The 16,023-nt window shown below is 67.0% G+C and carries 16 protein-coding genes; 5 read left to right on the top strand and 11 right to left on the bottom strand.

Going from position 1 to position 16,023, the window contains the following annotated elements; translation table 11 throughout:
* Positions 1-141: 141 nt before the first annotated feature.
* Positions 142-1,026, bottom strand: a complete 885-nt coding sequence (locus VN378_RS01190; RefSeq protein ID WP_322256262.1) for a CsgG/HfaB family protein — start codon at positions 1,024-1,026, stop codon at positions 142-144.
* 399 nt (positions 1,027-1,425) lie between these two features.
* Between VN378_RS01190 and VN378_RS01185 the strand changes: the two genes are divergently transcribed.
* Positions 1,426-1,824, top strand: coding sequence for a hypothetical protein (locus tag VN378_RS01185; protein ID WP_322256261.1), 399 nt, complete (start codon positions 1,426-1,428; stop codon positions 1,822-1,824).
* 492 nt (positions 1,825-2,316) lie between these two features.
* A complete protein-coding gene (locus tag VN378_RS01180) occupies positions 2,317-3,120 on the top strand; it encodes a class I SAM-dependent methyltransferase (protein WP_325740181.1) in 804 nt (267 codons plus the stop codon).
* Between the two features lie 105 nt (positions 3,121-3,225).
* Here the strand turns inward: VN378_RS01180 and VN378_RS01175 are convergent, their stop codons facing one another.
* From VN378_RS01175 to VN378_RS01155, 5 genes are all read right to left on the bottom strand, one after another.
* Entirely contained in the window at positions 3,226-3,933 is a 708-nt protein-coding gene (locus tag VN378_RS01175) for an ABC transporter ATP-binding protein (protein ID WP_325740169.1), read from the bottom strand.
* On the bottom strand, positions 3,926-5,128 hold the full coding sequence (locus tag VN378_RS01170; protein WP_325740167.1) for an ABC transporter permease: 1,203 nt from the start codon (positions 5,126-5,128) through the stop codon (positions 3,926-3,928). The genes VN378_RS01175 and VN378_RS01170 overlap by 8 nt, the downstream gene beginning before the upstream one ends.
* Positions 5,125-6,315: an efflux RND transporter periplasmic adaptor subunit gene (locus tag VN378_RS01165; RefSeq protein ID WP_325740165.1), complete on the bottom strand. Its 1,191-nt coding sequence runs from the start codon at positions 6,313-6,315 to the stop codon at positions 5,125-5,127. Before VN378_RS01165 ends, VN378_RS01170 begins: the two co-directional genes overlap by 4 nt.
* Complete coding sequence (locus VN378_RS01160; protein WP_304877359.1) at positions 6,312-6,875, bottom strand: TetR/AcrR family transcriptional regulator; 564 nt, start codon at positions 6,873-6,875, stop codon at positions 6,312-6,314. The genes VN378_RS01165 and VN378_RS01160 overlap by 4 nt, the downstream gene beginning before the upstream one ends.
* 469 nt (positions 6,876-7,344) lie before the next feature.
* Entirely contained in the window at positions 7,345-8,679 is a 1,335-nt protein-coding gene (locus VN378_RS01155) for a tyrosine-type recombinase/integrase (RefSeq protein WP_304877361.1), read from the bottom strand.
* A 361-nt stretch (positions 8,680-9,040) separates the two neighbouring features.
* On the opposite strand from VN378_RS01155, the gene VN378_RS01150 reads away from it, so the two are divergent.
* Together VN378_RS01150 and VN378_RS01145 are read left to right on the top strand one after the other, a co-directional pair.
* On the top strand, positions 9,041-9,460 hold the full coding sequence (locus VN378_RS01150; protein ID WP_325740161.1) for an Hsp20 family protein: 420 nt from the start codon (positions 9,041-9,043) through the stop codon (positions 9,458-9,460).
* Between the two features lie 84 nt (positions 9,461-9,544).
* Complete coding sequence (locus VN378_RS01145; protein ID WP_325740159.1) at positions 9,545-9,802, top strand: DUF1150 family protein; 258 nt, start codon at positions 9,545-9,547, stop codon at positions 9,800-9,802.
* A 15-nt stretch (positions 9,803-9,817) separates the two neighbouring features.
* On the opposite strand, the gene ptsN is transcribed toward VN378_RS01145, so the two are convergent.
* The 3 genes from ptsN to rpoN all read right to left on the bottom strand — a co-directional run bounded on the left by ptsN (position 9,818) and on the right by rpoN (position 12,746).
* Entirely contained in the window at positions 9,818-10,285 is a 468-nt protein-coding gene (gene ptsN / locus VN378_RS01140; RefSeq protein ID WP_325740157.1) for a PTS IIA-like nitrogen regulatory protein PtsN, read from the bottom strand.
* A 75-nt stretch (positions 10,286-10,360) separates the two neighbouring features.
* Positions 10,361-11,026 (bottom strand): ribosome hibernation-promoting factor, HPF/YfiA family, encoded by a 666-nt coding sequence (gene hpf, locus VN378_RS01135; RefSeq protein ID WP_325740179.1) that lies wholly within the window; start codon positions 11,024-11,026, stop codon positions 10,361-10,363.
* A gap of 202 nt (positions 11,027-11,228) precedes the next feature.
* The gene (gene rpoN / locus VN378_RS01130) at positions 11,229-12,746 is read right to left on the bottom strand and encodes an RNA polymerase factor sigma-54 (protein WP_325740155.1); all 1,518 of its coding nucleotides are present in this window, start codon (positions 12,744-12,746) and stop codon (positions 11,229-11,231) included.
* Between the two features lie 168 nt (positions 12,747-12,914).
* On the opposite strand from rpoN, the gene VN378_RS01125 reads away from it, so the two are divergent.
* Entirely contained in the window at positions 12,915-14,207 is a 1,293-nt protein-coding gene (locus VN378_RS01125) for a M20/M25/M40 family metallo-hydrolase (RefSeq protein WP_325740153.1), read from the top strand.
* Positions 14,208-14,247: 40 nt separating this feature from the next.
* Here the strand turns inward: VN378_RS01125 and VN378_RS01120 are convergent, their stop codons facing one another.
* Together VN378_RS01120 and VN378_RS01115 are read right to left on the bottom strand one after the other, a co-directional pair.
* The gene (locus VN378_RS01120; protein WP_325740151.1) at positions 14,248-14,727 is read right to left on the bottom strand and encodes a DUF2269 domain-containing protein; all 480 of its coding nucleotides are present in this window, start codon (positions 14,725-14,727) and stop codon (positions 14,248-14,250) included.
* Complete coding sequence (locus tag VN378_RS01115; protein ID WP_325740149.1) at positions 14,724-16,010, bottom strand: SDR family oxidoreductase; 1,287 nt, start codon at positions 16,008-16,010, stop codon at positions 14,724-14,726. The genes VN378_RS01120 and VN378_RS01115 overlap by 4 nt, the downstream gene beginning before the upstream one ends.
* Positions 16,011-16,023: the final 13 nt, after the last annotated feature.

Here is a 16,023-nt window from a genome sequence, read left to right as displayed (position 1 = left end):
GAGCCACTCGGGATCGCCGTCGAGGCCGACGGGTATGCCCACGATCGGCGTACCCGGCGTGGCTTGCCCGAAGGCCGCGAGCAACAGGCCGATGGCGGCGATGGCGACAGGTCTGACGGTCATGGTCATCTCACGAGCCTGCTAATCCGCTTTCAGCACGTCGCCGCGCATCGGCGGTTCGCCGTCGATGACGCTGGCGATGGACAGTCGGGCGCGCACCGTCTCGACCCGGACCCGGCCGACGCGGGCCATCTCGACGTCCAGCACCTCGCCGGTGCCGGGATCGGTCAGGGTCCGGCCGGGCCGCCAGACGCTCAGCGTCAGGCCGGACTGGACGTTGCGGTCGGCCCCGGCGTTCAGATAGACGCCGTTGTCGGCGGCATCGACCACCAGGGCCGACCATTCCACCTGGCGCATTCCCCCGGCGATCTGATCCACCGCCTTCATGATGGCGTCCTGGCCGGCCTGGCCGATGGGGGTGGCGCGGAAGATCTCGCCGCCCAGGCGCCCGCCGCCCCAGCTTTCCACCAGTCCGGCCTCCGAGGTGCGCGACGAGGCGCGCCCCTGGGCGCTGGAGGTTGAGACGACCTGTCCCGTGGCGGCGTCGACCAGGCGCAGCGCGATCTCCATCACCGCGGTCTGGCTGCGGGTGCTGGCCCGGCCGCCCAGCAGGCCGCCCAGCGGACCGCCGCTGATGCTCAGCCCGCCGCCGCCCGCCGCCGCTTCATATTTGGTCACGGCTGCGCGCACGATGGCGCTGGGCGCGATCCCCCCGCCGACCCCCTCGACCACCAGAAAACGGCCGTCCTCGACCAGGGCCTGGGTCAGCATGGCGGTCATGCCCTCGGCGGTGACCGAACCGCCGACGGCGTCGGTAGCCTGAAACAGGTCCACCGCGATGGTCTTTCTCAGGCCGTCAAAGGCCGTGCGGGTCTGGGGTCGGGCCATGGCCGGGGCAGCGAGGCCCGCCACGGCGAGGGTGGCGCCGGACAACACCAGTCGACGGCTCAGGGTCAGGTCGGTCATGCTCATCGCACCGGGCGGATCGAGCCGTCGCCGATCGACAACGCCAGGCCCGCCAGACTGGCCAGCCCGATCAGACCCACTCGCGATGTCATGATGACAGTTCCAGTATCCGCTTGAATATCGGCGGTTTCTCAGGCTGGTCACGGTTGAGCCTGGCTGTCAATGCGGCTTGAATTAGTCAGGACCCGGAGCACGGCTTCAGCGACAGTCGTCGTCTGGAGACTCAGGCGGAACGCCAATCCCGGCTCGATGCGGAGCTCGTCAGGTTTGACCTGCATACCCTTCGGATCAGGGAACGCTCGCGATTGGATGACTGGCTGCATTGACAGCGAGGTCTCCCGGTGACCAGCGTTGTCCGACCGCAAACGGCGGCCGGCATGGCCTTGCGGGAAACCCGACATGACTTCGATATTCAGACTCATCGCCCTCATCGGCCTCGCCCTGGCGGTCTCGGGGGCGGCGATCAATCCGGGCGAGCCGATCCCCGGAGTCGATGTCAATCTGGGCAAGAATCCCGGTGGCTCGGTAATTGTGGTCGCGACCACGGACGGGGAAGGCCGCTTCTCGGCGCGCGTGAGGGTCGAGCGGGGCGAATACGTGGTCTCGACGGCCTGCTCACCCCGACAGACCTGCCCGCCAAACAGGCAGTTGACGCTCACTGTCGATGGGCGGTCTGTCAGGCCCGACGCCCGGGGCGCCTACCTGTTTCCGGTGGGCGGGAGCCTGGGCACGGTGATGCTCAGCGGACGAGTCGAGATCTTCGACCGATGGGGACGTCAGAACCAGACCCCCCGGTAACGCCGAATTCGCCGGGGTCAGCAACGGGTTGAGCCGGCCCCTCGCACAGGCCGCGAAGCAGACGTTCCGACGCCTCTTGAACCCTGAAGGTCGTGTTTCCGGCGAGGGGATGATGTCCGCTCATGGCGCTTCTCAGACTTTCGGCGCCGATAGCTGCTCCTGACTCAAAGCAGCGCTTCCAAACGTCCGGTGTCAGGGTGCTGTCAGCCTCGATGCAGCCAATTTGGTCAATAGCGCCCAACGGATGCTGCCCAAGTGACAACCGAAATGACCCTGGGTGTCATGCCGGTTCATCTATCTGCCGTCGCGAGGGTCTGATCGAATGGCGCTGATCGAGTCTGTGGGCGTCGCACGTCCGCCTGAGATGGGGCCGCGTCTCGTTGCGCCGGATGTGCGCGTTCTTACGTTCTGACCCACCTGAAGGAACATTCCGATGCTGCGACTATGAGTGCGCCTCCTGGCGCCTATCCCGCTGAAGACGGGGTGGCCGAAATGGGTGCGCGTTGGCTGGCGCACATTGACACCTTCGAAGGCATGATCGCCCGGGTGGGGCCCGTTCTCCTCGAAAAGGCCGATCTGCGACCCGGCGAGCGCGTGGTCGATATCGGCTGCGGTGGCGGGACGACGACGATCGCCGCCGGTCGGCTGGTCGGGCCCGATGGCGAGGCGCTCGGCCTGGACATCTCGGCGGCGCTGATCGCCCGCGCTATGGACCGGGCCTCCAGCGCCGGCGTCGTCAATGTCCGCTTCGAGTGTGCCGACGCCTCAGTCTATTCAGGCGACCACGTCAGGTTCGACCGCCTGATCTCCCGATTCGGCAGCATGTTCTTCCCTGACCCGTATGCGGCCTTCGCCAATCTGCACAGACTGATCCGGCCGGGCGGACGCATCGATCTCGCGGTCTGGGCGGAGCCGCGCGACAATCCCTGGATGTCGGCCATGATCGCCGTCGTTCGCCGCCATCTCGATCTTCCACGCCCGGAGCCGCACGCACCCGGCCCGTTTGCCTTCAAGAACCCCGCCTACCTCAGGGATATCCTCGAGAGCGCCGGTTTCGACAAGGTCGGCTTCGACGCCTGGAGCGGGGACCTGCCGTTCGCGGGGCCGGGAGCTTCATGCGCCGACGCGGTCACGTTTGCGCTGGAGGGCATGGCCTTCCGCGACAGGGCTGCGGCGCTCGATCCCCGGGCCCGGGACGCGCTCGCGCGTGACCTGGTAGATCTCTATAAAGGCCACGCGACCGCACAAGGCGTGATGATGCCCGCGCGGGTCTGGCTCGCGCAGGCGACAGCCTGATCAAGCCGGACGACAAAATCGTCGCCTGGTCTGGCTGAGTTGCTCGGGTTCGATCAGGCTGCGCCGGCCATCTGGGTGGCGGTCGATTGAACCGTTCGGTCCCGCTCAGGCTGCGGGTCCATCGCCGCGAATCTCCTCATGCGTCTGCCCATCCCGGATGTGATAGAGGCGTTTGAACGTGGGAATGATCTTCTCGTCATGGGTGACGATGATGATCGCGGTCCGGAAGCGGGCCGCCATGTCGTTCAGGATCTTGATCACCGCCAGCGCGCGCTCGCCGTCGAGCGGGGCGGTCGGCTCGTCGGCGAGGATGACCGGCGGCTCGCTCACCAGCGCGCGGGCGATGGCGACGCGTTGTTGTTCTCCGCCCGAAAGTTGCGATGGCATGGCCTTGGCGCGGTGGACGACATCGAGGGCCGTGAGCAGCTTCCTGGCGCGGGCGCGGGCCTCGGCGTTGGCGACGCCCGCCAGCATCGGCAGCAGGGCGACATTGTCGGTGACGTCAAGGAAGGGGATCAGATAGGGGGCCTGGAAAACGAAGCCGATCCGGTCCCGCCGCAGGGCGCGCAGGTCCGGAATTTTCCAGCCGTCGTCGTAGATGGTCTCCTCGCCGATCGTCATCCGGCCTGATGTCGGCTCGATCACCGCGCCCAGGCATTTGAGCAGGGTGCTCTTGCCTGATCCCGAAGGGCCGATCAGGCCGACGACCTCTCCGGGGGCCACGTACATGTCCACGCCCCGGAGCGCATGGACCGCCGTCTCGCCTTCACCATAGGTCTTGACGAGATTTTCGATGCGGATGCCGTCAACCACCGATCGCCTCCGCAGGATCGATCCGGAGCGCGGCGCGGATGGCGAGCAGGCTGGCGACCGCACAGATCACCATCACCGCCACGAGGCCCCGCACCGAGTCGCTCGACAGCAACAGCACATATTTGGGGAAGATCGGCGCCCAGACCGTCGCGGCGATCTTGCCGACGACAAATCCGATCAGACCCAGTCCGAGCGCCTGCTGCAGGATCATGAAGGAGATGGTCCGATTGCGCGTGCCGATCAGCTTCAGCACCGCGATCTCCCGGATCTTTCCCATGGTCAGCGTGTAGATGATGAAGGCGACGATCGCCGCGCTGACGATGGCCAGGATGACCAGGAACATGCCGATCTGGCGCGCTGAGGTGGCGATCAGTTTCTCGACCAGGATCAGTTCCATCTCGGCCCGGGTATAGACGGTCAGTCGTTGCCAGCGCCGGATGGCTTCGGCCGCCTGGTCCGGGCTGTAGCCCGGCTCGACCTGCACCAGGACCGCGTTCACATAGGGGTTGTTAGCCTGTGAAGCGGTCACGGCCTCGATCACGCCGGGATTGCCGGGCGGATTGAGCGCCGGGTTCTGGGCCGTGCGCGCGCGCTGGCTGACGATCGCGTCGCTGTCCTTCTGGAACTGGGCCTGCTGGGCGTCCTTCAGGGGGATGAACAGCATGGGATCGCCGCCTGACGACACCATGCGACTGGTCAGCCCCACAATCGTGTAGCGATTGCGCCGCACCTGCACGACGTCGCCGAGATCAAATCCGGTCTTCACATCAGCGACCGCCTCATAGTGACTGCGAACGATCTGCCGACCGGCGACCAGATGCGGCGGCTGGCCGGGCTCGCCGGGCGAAGCGGTGTCGATGCCGACCACCATGACCCGGACATCGCTCCCGGCATGGTCGATCTGCATGGTCAGGTAGGTGACGTTGGCCGCCCGCTCGACTCCGCGCATGGTGCGGATCGATCGGTCGACATCGTCAGGAATGCTTGACGGTTCAGCATAGGGACCGAGCGTGTCCTTCTGCACCACCCAGAGGTCCGCGCCGCTGTTGTCAAGCATCGCCTGTGCGTCATCAACCATCCCGCGATAGACCCCGGCCATGGTCAGGGTGACGCCGATGAGCAGCCCCAGACCGATACCTGTGAAGACGAATTTCCCCCAGTCATGAAGGATGTCACGCCCCGCCAGGCTGATCATCGCCGTCCCCCAGCGAGATGATCGACGACGCGGATGCGGGTGCGAGCGGTCAGGCCGCGCTGGCTGTAGGCCACCACCTGCTCGCCCGGTTCCAGGCCGCTCAACACCTGGACCGTACCCTCAAGATCGGTGGCGCCGGTCGTGACGGGCCGAAACCGCAGTCTGCCGTCGGCGACGACCCAGACGCCGGTCTCGCCTTCGACGCGATGAATGGCGGCGTTGGGTACGGTCGGCCTTTTCCCGGCGGGAGGCAGGGTCACGGTCACCTCCGCCAATTCTCCAACGGGCGGCAGCTCACCGGTTTCAAAGCCGATCTTGGCCAGCAATTCCTCGGTGACCGCGTCGGCCATGGGCTCGGTGCGAATGACCCGGCCTTCGAACGGGGCTCCGCTCCGCGATCGGAGCACCACCCGGGCCCGCAAACCCGGCGCGAGGCCGGTCGATTGGGTCTGGTCGAAGCGCGTGTTGATCCACAGGTTCGCGGGGTCGATAATTTCGACGACGGCCTGCCCGGCGACAACCGTGGTCCCCGGTTCTGCTACGCGGCGGACGACGAGACCATCGGCGGGGGCGACAAGGCGCAGATTGGACCTTTGGCGAACAAGCGCCGCGCTTTCTGCGCCGGCGCGCCCGCGGTCCTGCGAAGCGGCGGCGAGATTGGCTCGGGCTGCCGCGGCCCCGGCTTCCGCCACCTGCAATTCCTGGCGCCGCGTATCGACCGCCGCCTCGGAGATCCAGCCACCATCGAGCAGTTGTTCGGCTCGCCCCGCCTGAGTTCGAGCCAGCCGCGCCCGCGCATCGGCGTCGGCGAGTTGCGCCTGCGCCGTACGCTCCATCGCCGCCGCACGACCTTCTGCACCCTGTTGCGCCGTGATGCGCTCATCCAGGTCGATCGGATCGATTTCGGCCAGGGCCTGCCCCGCGACGACAGAGTCCCCCACATCCACCAGAAGACTGCGGACACGCCCCGCCGTGGTGGGGCCAACGCGATGCGTGTAGCGCGCCTCGACGGCGCCGATGCCGAACAGGGAGGGGGAGATCGCCCTTTCCTCGACCGTCACCAGTGTGACCGATACCGGCGCAAGCGGGCCGGAGCGCAGCGCCACATAGGCGAACGCCACGCCCAGCGACGCCAGGACGGCGATCAATATCCACGTCCGGCGATTGCCCGGCAGGGAAAATTTCATGTCCGCGCCCCGATGCCCCTGAGGTAGATGCCGAAAACCCGGCCGGCCATGGTCCGCATGTCTGCGAAATCTCCCGCTATCATGGCCTGCATCACGAGGCCCTGGATCGTGCCGACGAACAGCATCGCCGCGGCCTCGGTATCCAGATCGGCGGGCAGTGAGCCTTCGGTCTTGCCGCGCTCGACAAGCCCCATGACGCGGACCCGATAGCCGTCCATCAAAGCTCTCGCGCCCCGCTTCGCGGCCGTATCGCCCGTGCGCTGCAGCTCGCCGAACAGGATCCGGGGCACGCCCGGTCGGGCGGCGACGAACCCGACATGGGCCATGAACATCGCCTCAAGGGCGGAGAGGGGCGATTCCTCCTTCGCCAGGGCCCTGTCCAGGCGCTGGGTGAGTTGGTCAGCGGTCCAGACCATGACCGCACCCCAGACGGCGTCCTTGGTGGGAAAGTGTCGGAAGAGCGCGCCTTGGGACAGGCCCATATGCTCGGCGATCTGCCCGGTCGTGATCTCGGCCGGATTGTTCGTGGCGGCGAGGTCAACGACCGTCTCCACGGTCATATCGCGGCGCTGGGCGGCAGGGAGATTCTGGCGGGTCATAAAAAGAACGATACCTGAAAGTAAGTGAGCAGTCACTAACATATTGGCGGCCAGCGATCCGGCGCACCGCGCATGGGAAGACGCTGGGAGGTTCGATTGCGGATGAACGTCTGGTTGGCGCTTTGCAGGAGTCCGGGTGACGTGAACGCCGGAGGGGCACGTCCGATCGTTCGCGGTGGGTCTCGACCACGGCTCTCTCCAGACAGGTCCGGTAGACGGAGGCTTCAGCCGCTTCGCGCCCGATCCGAATGTCGTGTTTCGGACGCGGCGCCAATGTCCGGATATGGTGCAGAGCAGAACCCATAGGCGCTCTCGACACCTTGAGCGGGGCCGAACCTTGATACGGAACCGCGGATCTTGCGGCCTGGCGTCCGAGGTTCTGATTACATTCTCCGCGACCGCAATATGTACGGGTACGCGTGGGCGGATCCTAGAACCTCATGGCTTGGCTGAGCCGGGCCGCCGTCTTGTTCGCCACGAGCTTCAGGGGGTCATCGCTGAGATGAGCGTAAATCTCGGTCGTCCGCGCCTGCTTGTGACCGAGGACCTTCCCGACCAGGAATAGCGGCGCGCCGTCCGCAATGGCGAAGCTCGCGAAACTGTGCCTGAGATCATGCAGACGGACACTCGCCAGCGAACGAACCTCCCGCAGATCGCCCCCAAGATCGCTGACCCGTCGGTGCAGGATGATGTCGGCCTTGGCCTTCACCTTCGTCCAGAGATGGGGAAGGCCAACGAAATGACCGTCGCCCTTGAGCGCGGGCAGGACCCAAGGCGATCCCGCGCCCATCGCCGGCGTCACATCGCCGGAGTTGTGACCGCGCGAAGCCTCCGGCTTCCGGGTCTCGTCCCAGCGTCTCTTGAGCACCGCGATTGCGTCGTCGGCCAGCGGCACGACCTTGGCTCCTGTCTTGGACTCGGGAAGCCGCAGGCATCCCTTGGTCCAGTCGACGAAGTCCCACTGGAGCGTCAGGATCTCGGACTTTCGGCACCCCGTCAGCATCAGCAGGCGCACCGAGTCGGCCATGACACCATAACGCTCATCTTCGCGCTCGAACTCCGCCAAGGCTTCGGCCAGCGCTGCGATCTCGCGCTCGGAAAGGTATCGCTCCTTCCGGACCGTCTTGAACCGTTCTACGCCCCTGGTCGGATTCTTCTGGAGGTATTCCGCCTTGATCGCGAACTCGTACACTGCCCCCAAGGTGATTACGGCCATTGCGGCGACCCGCTTTCCGCCCCTCACCTTCGACCGGCGGCGATGACCCAGCATGACGTTCCTGGCCGTTTTGCCCTGTGAGATGTCGAGCTGCATGCGCGACACATCCATCGCGGTGATGTCGCGGGCCAGTTGTCGGCCAAGCAAAGGCTTGATGTGACAGTCGAACATGATGCGGTTCGTCTCCCAGCTGCTCTCCTTCTTGTTAGGCTTCAGCGCCGGCCCCTCCTCAAGATAGAGGTCTGTCAGGTCAGCGACGGTCAGCGCGTTTCGGTCCGCGACCTTCTGGGCCTGGGGGTCGATCCCATCCCGAACATCCTGAAGTTTCTCGATCGCTCGTTCACGGGCCTCGTCCAGCCCGTACCCGCCATCGGCCTTGCCAAGCGTGAGCTTCCGGAACCGCCCCCCCAGCCGATAGAAGAGAACATAGCTTCGTCCGCCGCCGGGCCTGACCCGAACGCCGAAGCCCGTGACCTGGGTATCCCAGACGCAGAACTCGGCCTCGGCAGGCTCCAGGTTTTCAATCAGTTTCTTGGTCAGTTTGGGCATCAAAAACGCTCAAAAAAGGTAGCGCATGGGTAGCAGAAAGCGCGATTTGCTACCCTTTTCCGTGGATTTCACATAGTATCGAATAATCACATTTTGACAATGTTTTCTGATAGTTGAAACCAGATGAGACCGCCTGAAACGTGATGAAATAGGAACATTACCCTAATGGCATGCAAGAGGTCAGCGGTTCGACTCCGCTAAGCTCCACCATCGAAGGCCCCGCGGGAAACCGCGGGGCCTTCGTCCCATCCGGGCCCTGTTGAAGTCCGGCCGATCCTGCCCCATCTGCATGACAAGGCCGACGCCTCGCCGATGACGGGGGGCGCAGACGGCTTCAGGCCTGCTTCGGGGGCATAGGACGATGACGACGCGAACCATCCTGTTCGACAGCCCCTTCCTGCTGGGCTTCGACCACACCCGGGCGATGATCGACCGGGCCGCTCGCGCCGCCGCGGACAGCTATCCCCCCTACAATGTCGAGCAGCGCGGCGAGCACGCCGTGCGGATCACCCTGGCCGTCGCGGGCTTCGGTCCCGACGACCTGGCCGTCACGCTCGAAGGCCGGCAGCTGATCATCGCGGGCAAGCGCGAACCGTCCGACAAGGCCGACCAGGCCTTCCTGCATCGCGGCATCGCCGGCCGCGGCTTCGTCCGCAGCTTCGTGCTGGCGGATGGGCTGGAGGTGGAGGACGCCCGGCTGGAGCACGGCCTGCTGCATGTCGACATGCGCCGGCCCGAAGACCTGCCGACAGTGCGGCGCATTCCCATTACGACGGGCTGAGCCCGCGTTTTTCCGGCCGCCGCTTTCGGAGCCGGACCCTTAAGCCCTCGACGGGCGTTAGTTCAGTACAAGGAGGCGGTCTCGATGACGCCGATGATGATGACCAAGGAAGATTTCAAAGGCCTGGGCGCGCCCGACCTGGTTTATGTGCGCGAGATCCGCGCTTCCGACGTACTGGCTGATGTGGTTCCGGAGCAGTCGAAGGGACTGAAGATCGATCCCGAGGCGACCCTGTTCGCCGTCCACGCCGCCGACGGAGAGCGGCTGGCCGTGATGATGGACCGCGAGACCGCCTTCGCCGCGGCTGTCGCCCACGAGCTGGAGCCCGTCTCGGTCCACTAGCGAAACGGCGAACGCCTAGGCGGCCGTGGCCGGGGCCTGATCCTTGACGAACAGGGCGCGGATCGCATCCGTGGTGCGGGCCTGCCGCAGTTGCTCGCGCATTTCCGGCGACCGAAGGGCGCGCGACACCGCCGCCAGCGCGCGCAGATGTTCGGCGCCGTCCCGGGGCGGGGCGAACAGGGCGAACAGCAGATCGACCGGACGATCGTCGACCGCGCCATAGGCCACGGGCGTATCCAGGCGCACGAACACCGCCGTCACCCGCTCGACGCCTTCGAGCCGCGCGTGCGGCACCGCGACGCCCGAACCGAGACCGGTCGAGCCCAGGGCCTCGCGCTCCAGCAGGGCCTCCATCACGCGGTTTTCGGGCATGCCCAGCGCCTGGGCGGCGGCCTCGGCCACCGTATGCAGGGCCTGACGTTTCGACGACGCACCGCTGCGCAGGACGACGCCGCCGTCCGCCAGCAAATCACCGATGTCCATGAGGAGTTCCCGACTCTGCCCATACATCCCGAACGGGCGGGGGCCGTTTAGACCACCCGCCTCCATAGGGGAAGACTATACGCCGCTACCGTTTACCGAACCGTGTCCATTGATCGATTTCGCCGTCCGCTCCGGATCAATCCAGCCCACATTGCCGTCGGGCCGGCGATAGACCACCGAGATGCCGCCGTGCGCCGCATTGCGGAACAGCACGACCGGATAGCCGGTCATATCCAGCTCCAGCACAGCCCGACCGACCGTGATGGTCCTGATTTCCGCTTCGGTCTCGGCGATGACCATGCCGACGGGGGGCGGTTCGCCCGGCGCGCCGGCGTCGCCGAAGTCTTCATCCTCGACCTCGTCCGGACTGCGCAGGACAATGCTGCGCGCCACGTCTCGGGCCGCATTCTCCGACTTCTCGGGCGAGAGGCCGCGGGGACCGGCATGGTGATTCTTCAGGCGCCGCTTGTAGCGACGGACCCGTTTTTCGAGCTTTTCAAGCGAATCCGAGAACGCCCCGTGGGCGTCGCCGCCCAGTCCGGTGGTGACAATGGCCTCTCCGGACGCCAGACGCACCCAGCAGTCCACCTTGAAGCCGTAGCCGTCCTTCGACACCACGACCTCGGCATCCTGGGCGCCGCGTTCGAAATATTTGCCGATCCCGTCTTCGAGTTCCTGGGAGATGCGCGAGCCTAACGCGTCGCCGACATCCACTTGCTTGCCGCTGACTTGGATTTGCATGTCGATAGAACGCGACCGAACCGGAATGGTGTCAACGCCGATCACCGAAATGTGGTGAAGCCCGGAAAATCACCGGGCGAATTGGACGATGGAGACGTGAGAAATTAGCGATTTGAGCCCCGAAGAATTCGACGACGGATTTCGACGACTAAAGAGGGATTTCGAAGACGGGCGGGTGATACTGGAGATACGACCGGCCGGCTCAGCCGGTCCGGAGCATCCGCTTGCGCTCGACCGATGATGGAATGCGCAGGGCCTCGCGGTATTTGGCCACAGTGCGGCGGGCGATGTCGATGCCCGCCTCCTTGAGAATCTCCACGATCCGGTCGTCGCTGAGAACGTCGCCGTCGCGGCCCTCGCCGTCGATCATGGCCTTGATTCGGTGGCGCACGGCCTCGGCCGAATGGGTGGCGCCGCCGTCCGAGGACTGGATCGCCGCCGTGAAGAAGAATTTCAGCTCGAACACCCCGCGCGGGGTCGAGACGTATTTGTTCGAGGTGACCCGGCTGACGGTCGATTCGTGCATGCCGATGGCGTCGGCGACGGTCTTCAGGTTCAGCGGCCGCAGGAATTCCACGCCGAAGGCGAGGAAGGCGTCCTGCTGGCGCACGATCTCGGACGAGACCTTGAGGATGGTCTTCGCCCGCTGGTCCAGCGACTTGACCAGCCAGCTGGCCTGGGCGGCGCATTCGGCGACGAAGGTCTTCTCCACGTCCGAGCGCGAGCCCGCCGCCACGACGCCGTGATAGCGCTTGTCCATGATCAGACGCGGCAGGGTGTCGGCGTTCAGCTCGATCTTCCATCCCCCCGCCGGATCGGCCCGCACGTGGACGTCCGGAATCACCGTCTGGGCCGGTTCGCCGCCGAAGCCCGCGCCGGGGCGGGGCGTCAGGGCCTTCAGCTCGGCGATCATCTCGGCCATGTCCTCGGCGTCGACGTCGCAGGCCTTCTTCAGCGCCGACAGGTCGCGCTTGGCCAGCAGGTCGAGATTGTCCAGCAGACAGGCCATGGCCGGATCGAAGCGGTTGCGCTCGATCAGCTGCAGCTTCAGGCATTCGGGCACCGAGCGCGCCATGACGCCGGTCGGCTCGAACCCTTGGCAGACGGCCAGCACGGCCTCGACGCGGTCCAGCGGGATCCCCAGCCGGTCCGCGACCTCGTTCAGGTCGCCGCGCAGATAGCCGCCCTCGTCCACGCCGTCGATCAGGGTCAGGGCGATGGCGTGATCCGACGCCGAGAATCCCGCCTGCGAGGCCTGGCCCTGCAGATGCTCCCACAGGGTGGCGTCGCGGGTGTCGGGTTGCTCGCGGCCCTCGCCGTCGGGCAGGCCGCCCCCCGAGCCGGCGCGCGACCAGTCGTTCAGCCCGACCTGGGCCTCGCCCGTCCCGACGTCCTCCATCCGGTCCGAAGTGCGCTCCCCCGGGCTGGCGTCGCCGTAGACATCGTCGGAGCGGGCGTCGAGCGTCCGGTCCGCGTCCGAAACCCGGCCTTCGTCGAAACTCATCTCGGCGGAGTCGTGGCTTTCGGCCGCGGCCGGGGCCTCGATCTCGCCGGCCGGCTCGGCGTCCTCGCGCTGCAGCAACGGATTGCGCTCCAGCTCGGCCTCGACGAAGGCGTCCAGCTCGAGGTTCGACAGTTGCAGCAGCTTGATCGCCTGCTGCAGCTGGGGCGTGATGACCAGCCCCTGCCCCTGCCTGATCTCCAGCCTTTGTCCGAGCACTTTTCCCCGCCTTGTCGCCGTCGGCCGGGCCGAGTGGCCCGAAACTTGCTGCGGCCACAGTGTGGCCGAACCGGTTAACGGCGTTCTAAACGCCAGCGGACCGGCGCGACCTTTACTCTGCGCCATGGATCGGCAAACGCTGGGCGCCTGCCCAGCGAGAGAGATCCCATGCGCCTGCTCCTTGCCGTCCTGTTCCTGTTCGCCCTGCCCCCGGCCGTCCACGCCGGGCCCAGCCGCGCCGAGCGAACCATGATGCAGACCGTCACCCGGGAGCACGACCGCCACATCGCCCTGCTGGAGCGGATGGTGAACCAGAACAGCGGCACGCTGAATCTCGCCGGCGTGCGGGCCGTCGGCGACATGGTCCGGGCCGAGCTGGAGCCGCTGGGCTTCGAGGTTCGCTGGGTCGACATGGGCGAGACCGGCCGCGCCGGCCATCTGGTCGCAACCCATTCGGGCCGGGGCCGCAACGTCCTGCTGATCGGCCATCTGGACACGGTGTTCGAGGCGGACAATCCGTTCCAGCGCTTCGAGCGGGCGGGGGCTCGCGCCACGGGGCCGGGTATCGGCGACGACAAGGGCGGGGTGGTGGTCATCATCGCGGCCCTGCGCGCCATGCAGGCCGCCGGGACCTTGGGCGACGCCAACGTCACCGTCGTCCTGACCGGCGACGAGGAGCGGATCGGGGCGCCGACGTCCCTCGCCCGCCGGGATTTGATCGAGGCCGGGAAGGCCGCCGCCTTCGCCCTGGAATTCGAGAATCTGGCCGTCGAGAACGAGCGGGATTTCGGCACCATCGCCCGCCGGAGCTCGGCCAACTGGACCCTCACGACGACGGGCCGCACCGGCCATTCCAGCGGCGTGTTCAACGATACCCTGGGCTATGGCGCCATCTATGAGCTGGCCCGCATTCTCGACGGCTTCCGCCGCGAACTGCCCGAGCCGAACCTGACCTACAATGTCGGGGTCGTCGCCGGGGGGACGCCCGCCGCCATCGATGCGGAGGGCTTCAGCGTCACCGCCTCGGGCAAGACCAATATCGTCGCCTCGACGGCCATCGCCCGCGGTGACCTGCGCACCCTGACGGCCGAACAGGACGCCCGCATACGGGCCGGGATGCAGACCATCGTCGACGCCCACCTGCCCCGGACCGGGGCCGAGCTGGTCTTCGGCGAGGGCGGCTATCCGCCGATGGCCCCCAGCGAGGGCAACCGCGCCCTGCTGGCGCAATTGAACGCGGTCAACCGCGACCTCGGCCTGCCCGAGATGGCGGAATACGACCCCGCCCGCCGCGGCGCGGCCGACAGCGGCTTCGTGGCCGCCGACGTCGACACCCTGGGCGGCCTCGGCGTGGCCGGGGGCAACGCCCATGCGGACGGGGAGTGGGTCGATCTGGACAGTCTGGTGCGCCAGTCGCAGCGGGCGGCGGTCCTGATCAGCCGGTTGAGCCTCGGCGAGTGAGGGGTGGCGCGGGGGCAGCACATCCCCCGGCCAAGGACGTCTATGCGGGCCAGGCGGCCGGTCGGGCGATCATGAGCCAGAAGATGGCCAGAACAGCCGCAAATGCCGGAAAGCCGCACACGAACCATATGCGCCAGAGACGATGGTAGGCTGGCGGCAGCGGAGCAGCCGCATCAGCCGCCTGACGGGCCAGCATCCTTAGTCTGAGCTGGATCCAGACAACCGGGAGCCAGAATAGCCCCGTCACCCCATACAGTCCGATGCTGCAGAGGATCCAGAACTCCGTCAGTCCGTAGCCCGAGAGGCTGGCCAGCCAGAGGCCCGTAAGGGGCTGAAGGACGACGGCCGTGGCCGTGAACAGGGTGTCGGCCAGTACGACCACCCCGGCGGTATGGGCGATCAGGCGCGCATCCCCGGTCCGGTTCGCCATCACCATGAAGAAGGCGATGCCGGCGCCCGTTCCCAGCAGAACCGCGGCTCCGATCACATGAGCCAGCTTGACCACCAGCAGCAGCGTCATTTCTCCTCCTGCAGGGCCAGGGCGCACAGGGCCAGCAGGGCGGCGGGCAGTGTCTTGACCAACGGACCCATCGGGTCGAGCCAGAGGTCGGGCCGCCAGAGGGTCGCGCCCGCCAGATAGGCCAGCGTGACCAGTATCATTCCCGCCAGCGCCCAGCGGGATGTCCGCCGCACAAGCACCAGCACGGCCAAGGCAAGGTCGACCCCGACCCCCGCCAGAACAAATCCGCGCGACAGCTCCGGCGACAGTCCCGCCACGGTCAGCACCGCCGTCGCCTGCGCCTGCGACGCCAGGCCGACCAGGCCGGAAATCAGCCAGAACAGGGACAGCCCCGCCAGAACGACCGGGGACAGGAAATAGGTGCGCGCGTGACGGCGGTCCTGCACGGACGAGGGCCGCACGGCCAGGATTTGCTCGAGCGAACGCAGGTCGAGGCCGAGGACGGCGGCGTCGCCGGCCCGGCCGTCCACGCCGCCCGCCAGCTGCCCCAGGGCCGTGCTGCGCATCGGGCTTCGCCAGCCCAGCCAGGCGGCCGCATCGGCGATGTGCGCTGAGAGTCGCGCCACGGGAGGCGGCAGGTCGACCAGCGGGACCGGGCCAAACCCGAGCCATGCGCGGAGGCGAACCAGCAACATCCCCAGACTCACCGCCTCCGCCGAGACCAGATCCAGCGTCTGCCCGGAGGGCGCCCCGGGGGAGAGACCGCGCACCACCGCCTCGGCGAGGTCTTCCGCCGACACCACCCGGATGGCAGAGTCGGCATGGACCGCCGGAAGGAGGCCCGGAAACCCGGCGAGTCCCCTCAGCAGGGCGCTACCGCCATGGACAGAGGGAGCGAGCACCAGCCCGGGCCTCAGGATCAACCAATCCAGCCCGGTCTGCCCGAGGACGGCGTCCCCTGCCCGTTTGGTCGCGCTGAAGGCGTCGGTTCCGAGGTCTATGGTCGAGGCCGAGATCTGGATGAAGCGCCGGACTCCAGCGATCTGACAGGCTTCGGTAAGGCGGGCGAGCCCTCGGACGTGGACGCCCGCCAGGTCGTCGCCCGGATTGTCCTGCAGAGCGCCGGCGCAGTTCACCACGGCCGCCACCCCTTCGAGGGCGATCAGCCATGCCCCGACGTCCGACGAGGCCATATCCAGTGACCGCCAGGCGACGTCCGGGACACGGCGACGCGCCGACGTCACGTCCCGTCCGACGCCGGTGATCCGGAAACCTTCGGCGAGCAGGCGCGCAACGACGTGGCCGCCGATTAGTCCATTGGCGCCGACGACCAGAACCCGCATGCCTCGATCCCGC

The sequence above is a fragment of the Brevundimonas sp. genome, from assembly GCF_035561115.1.
Lineage (GTDB): Bacteria > Pseudomonadota > Alphaproteobacteria > Caulobacterales > Caulobacteraceae > Brevundimonas.
This window is presented reverse-complemented; position numbering and strand designations above follow the sequence as displayed.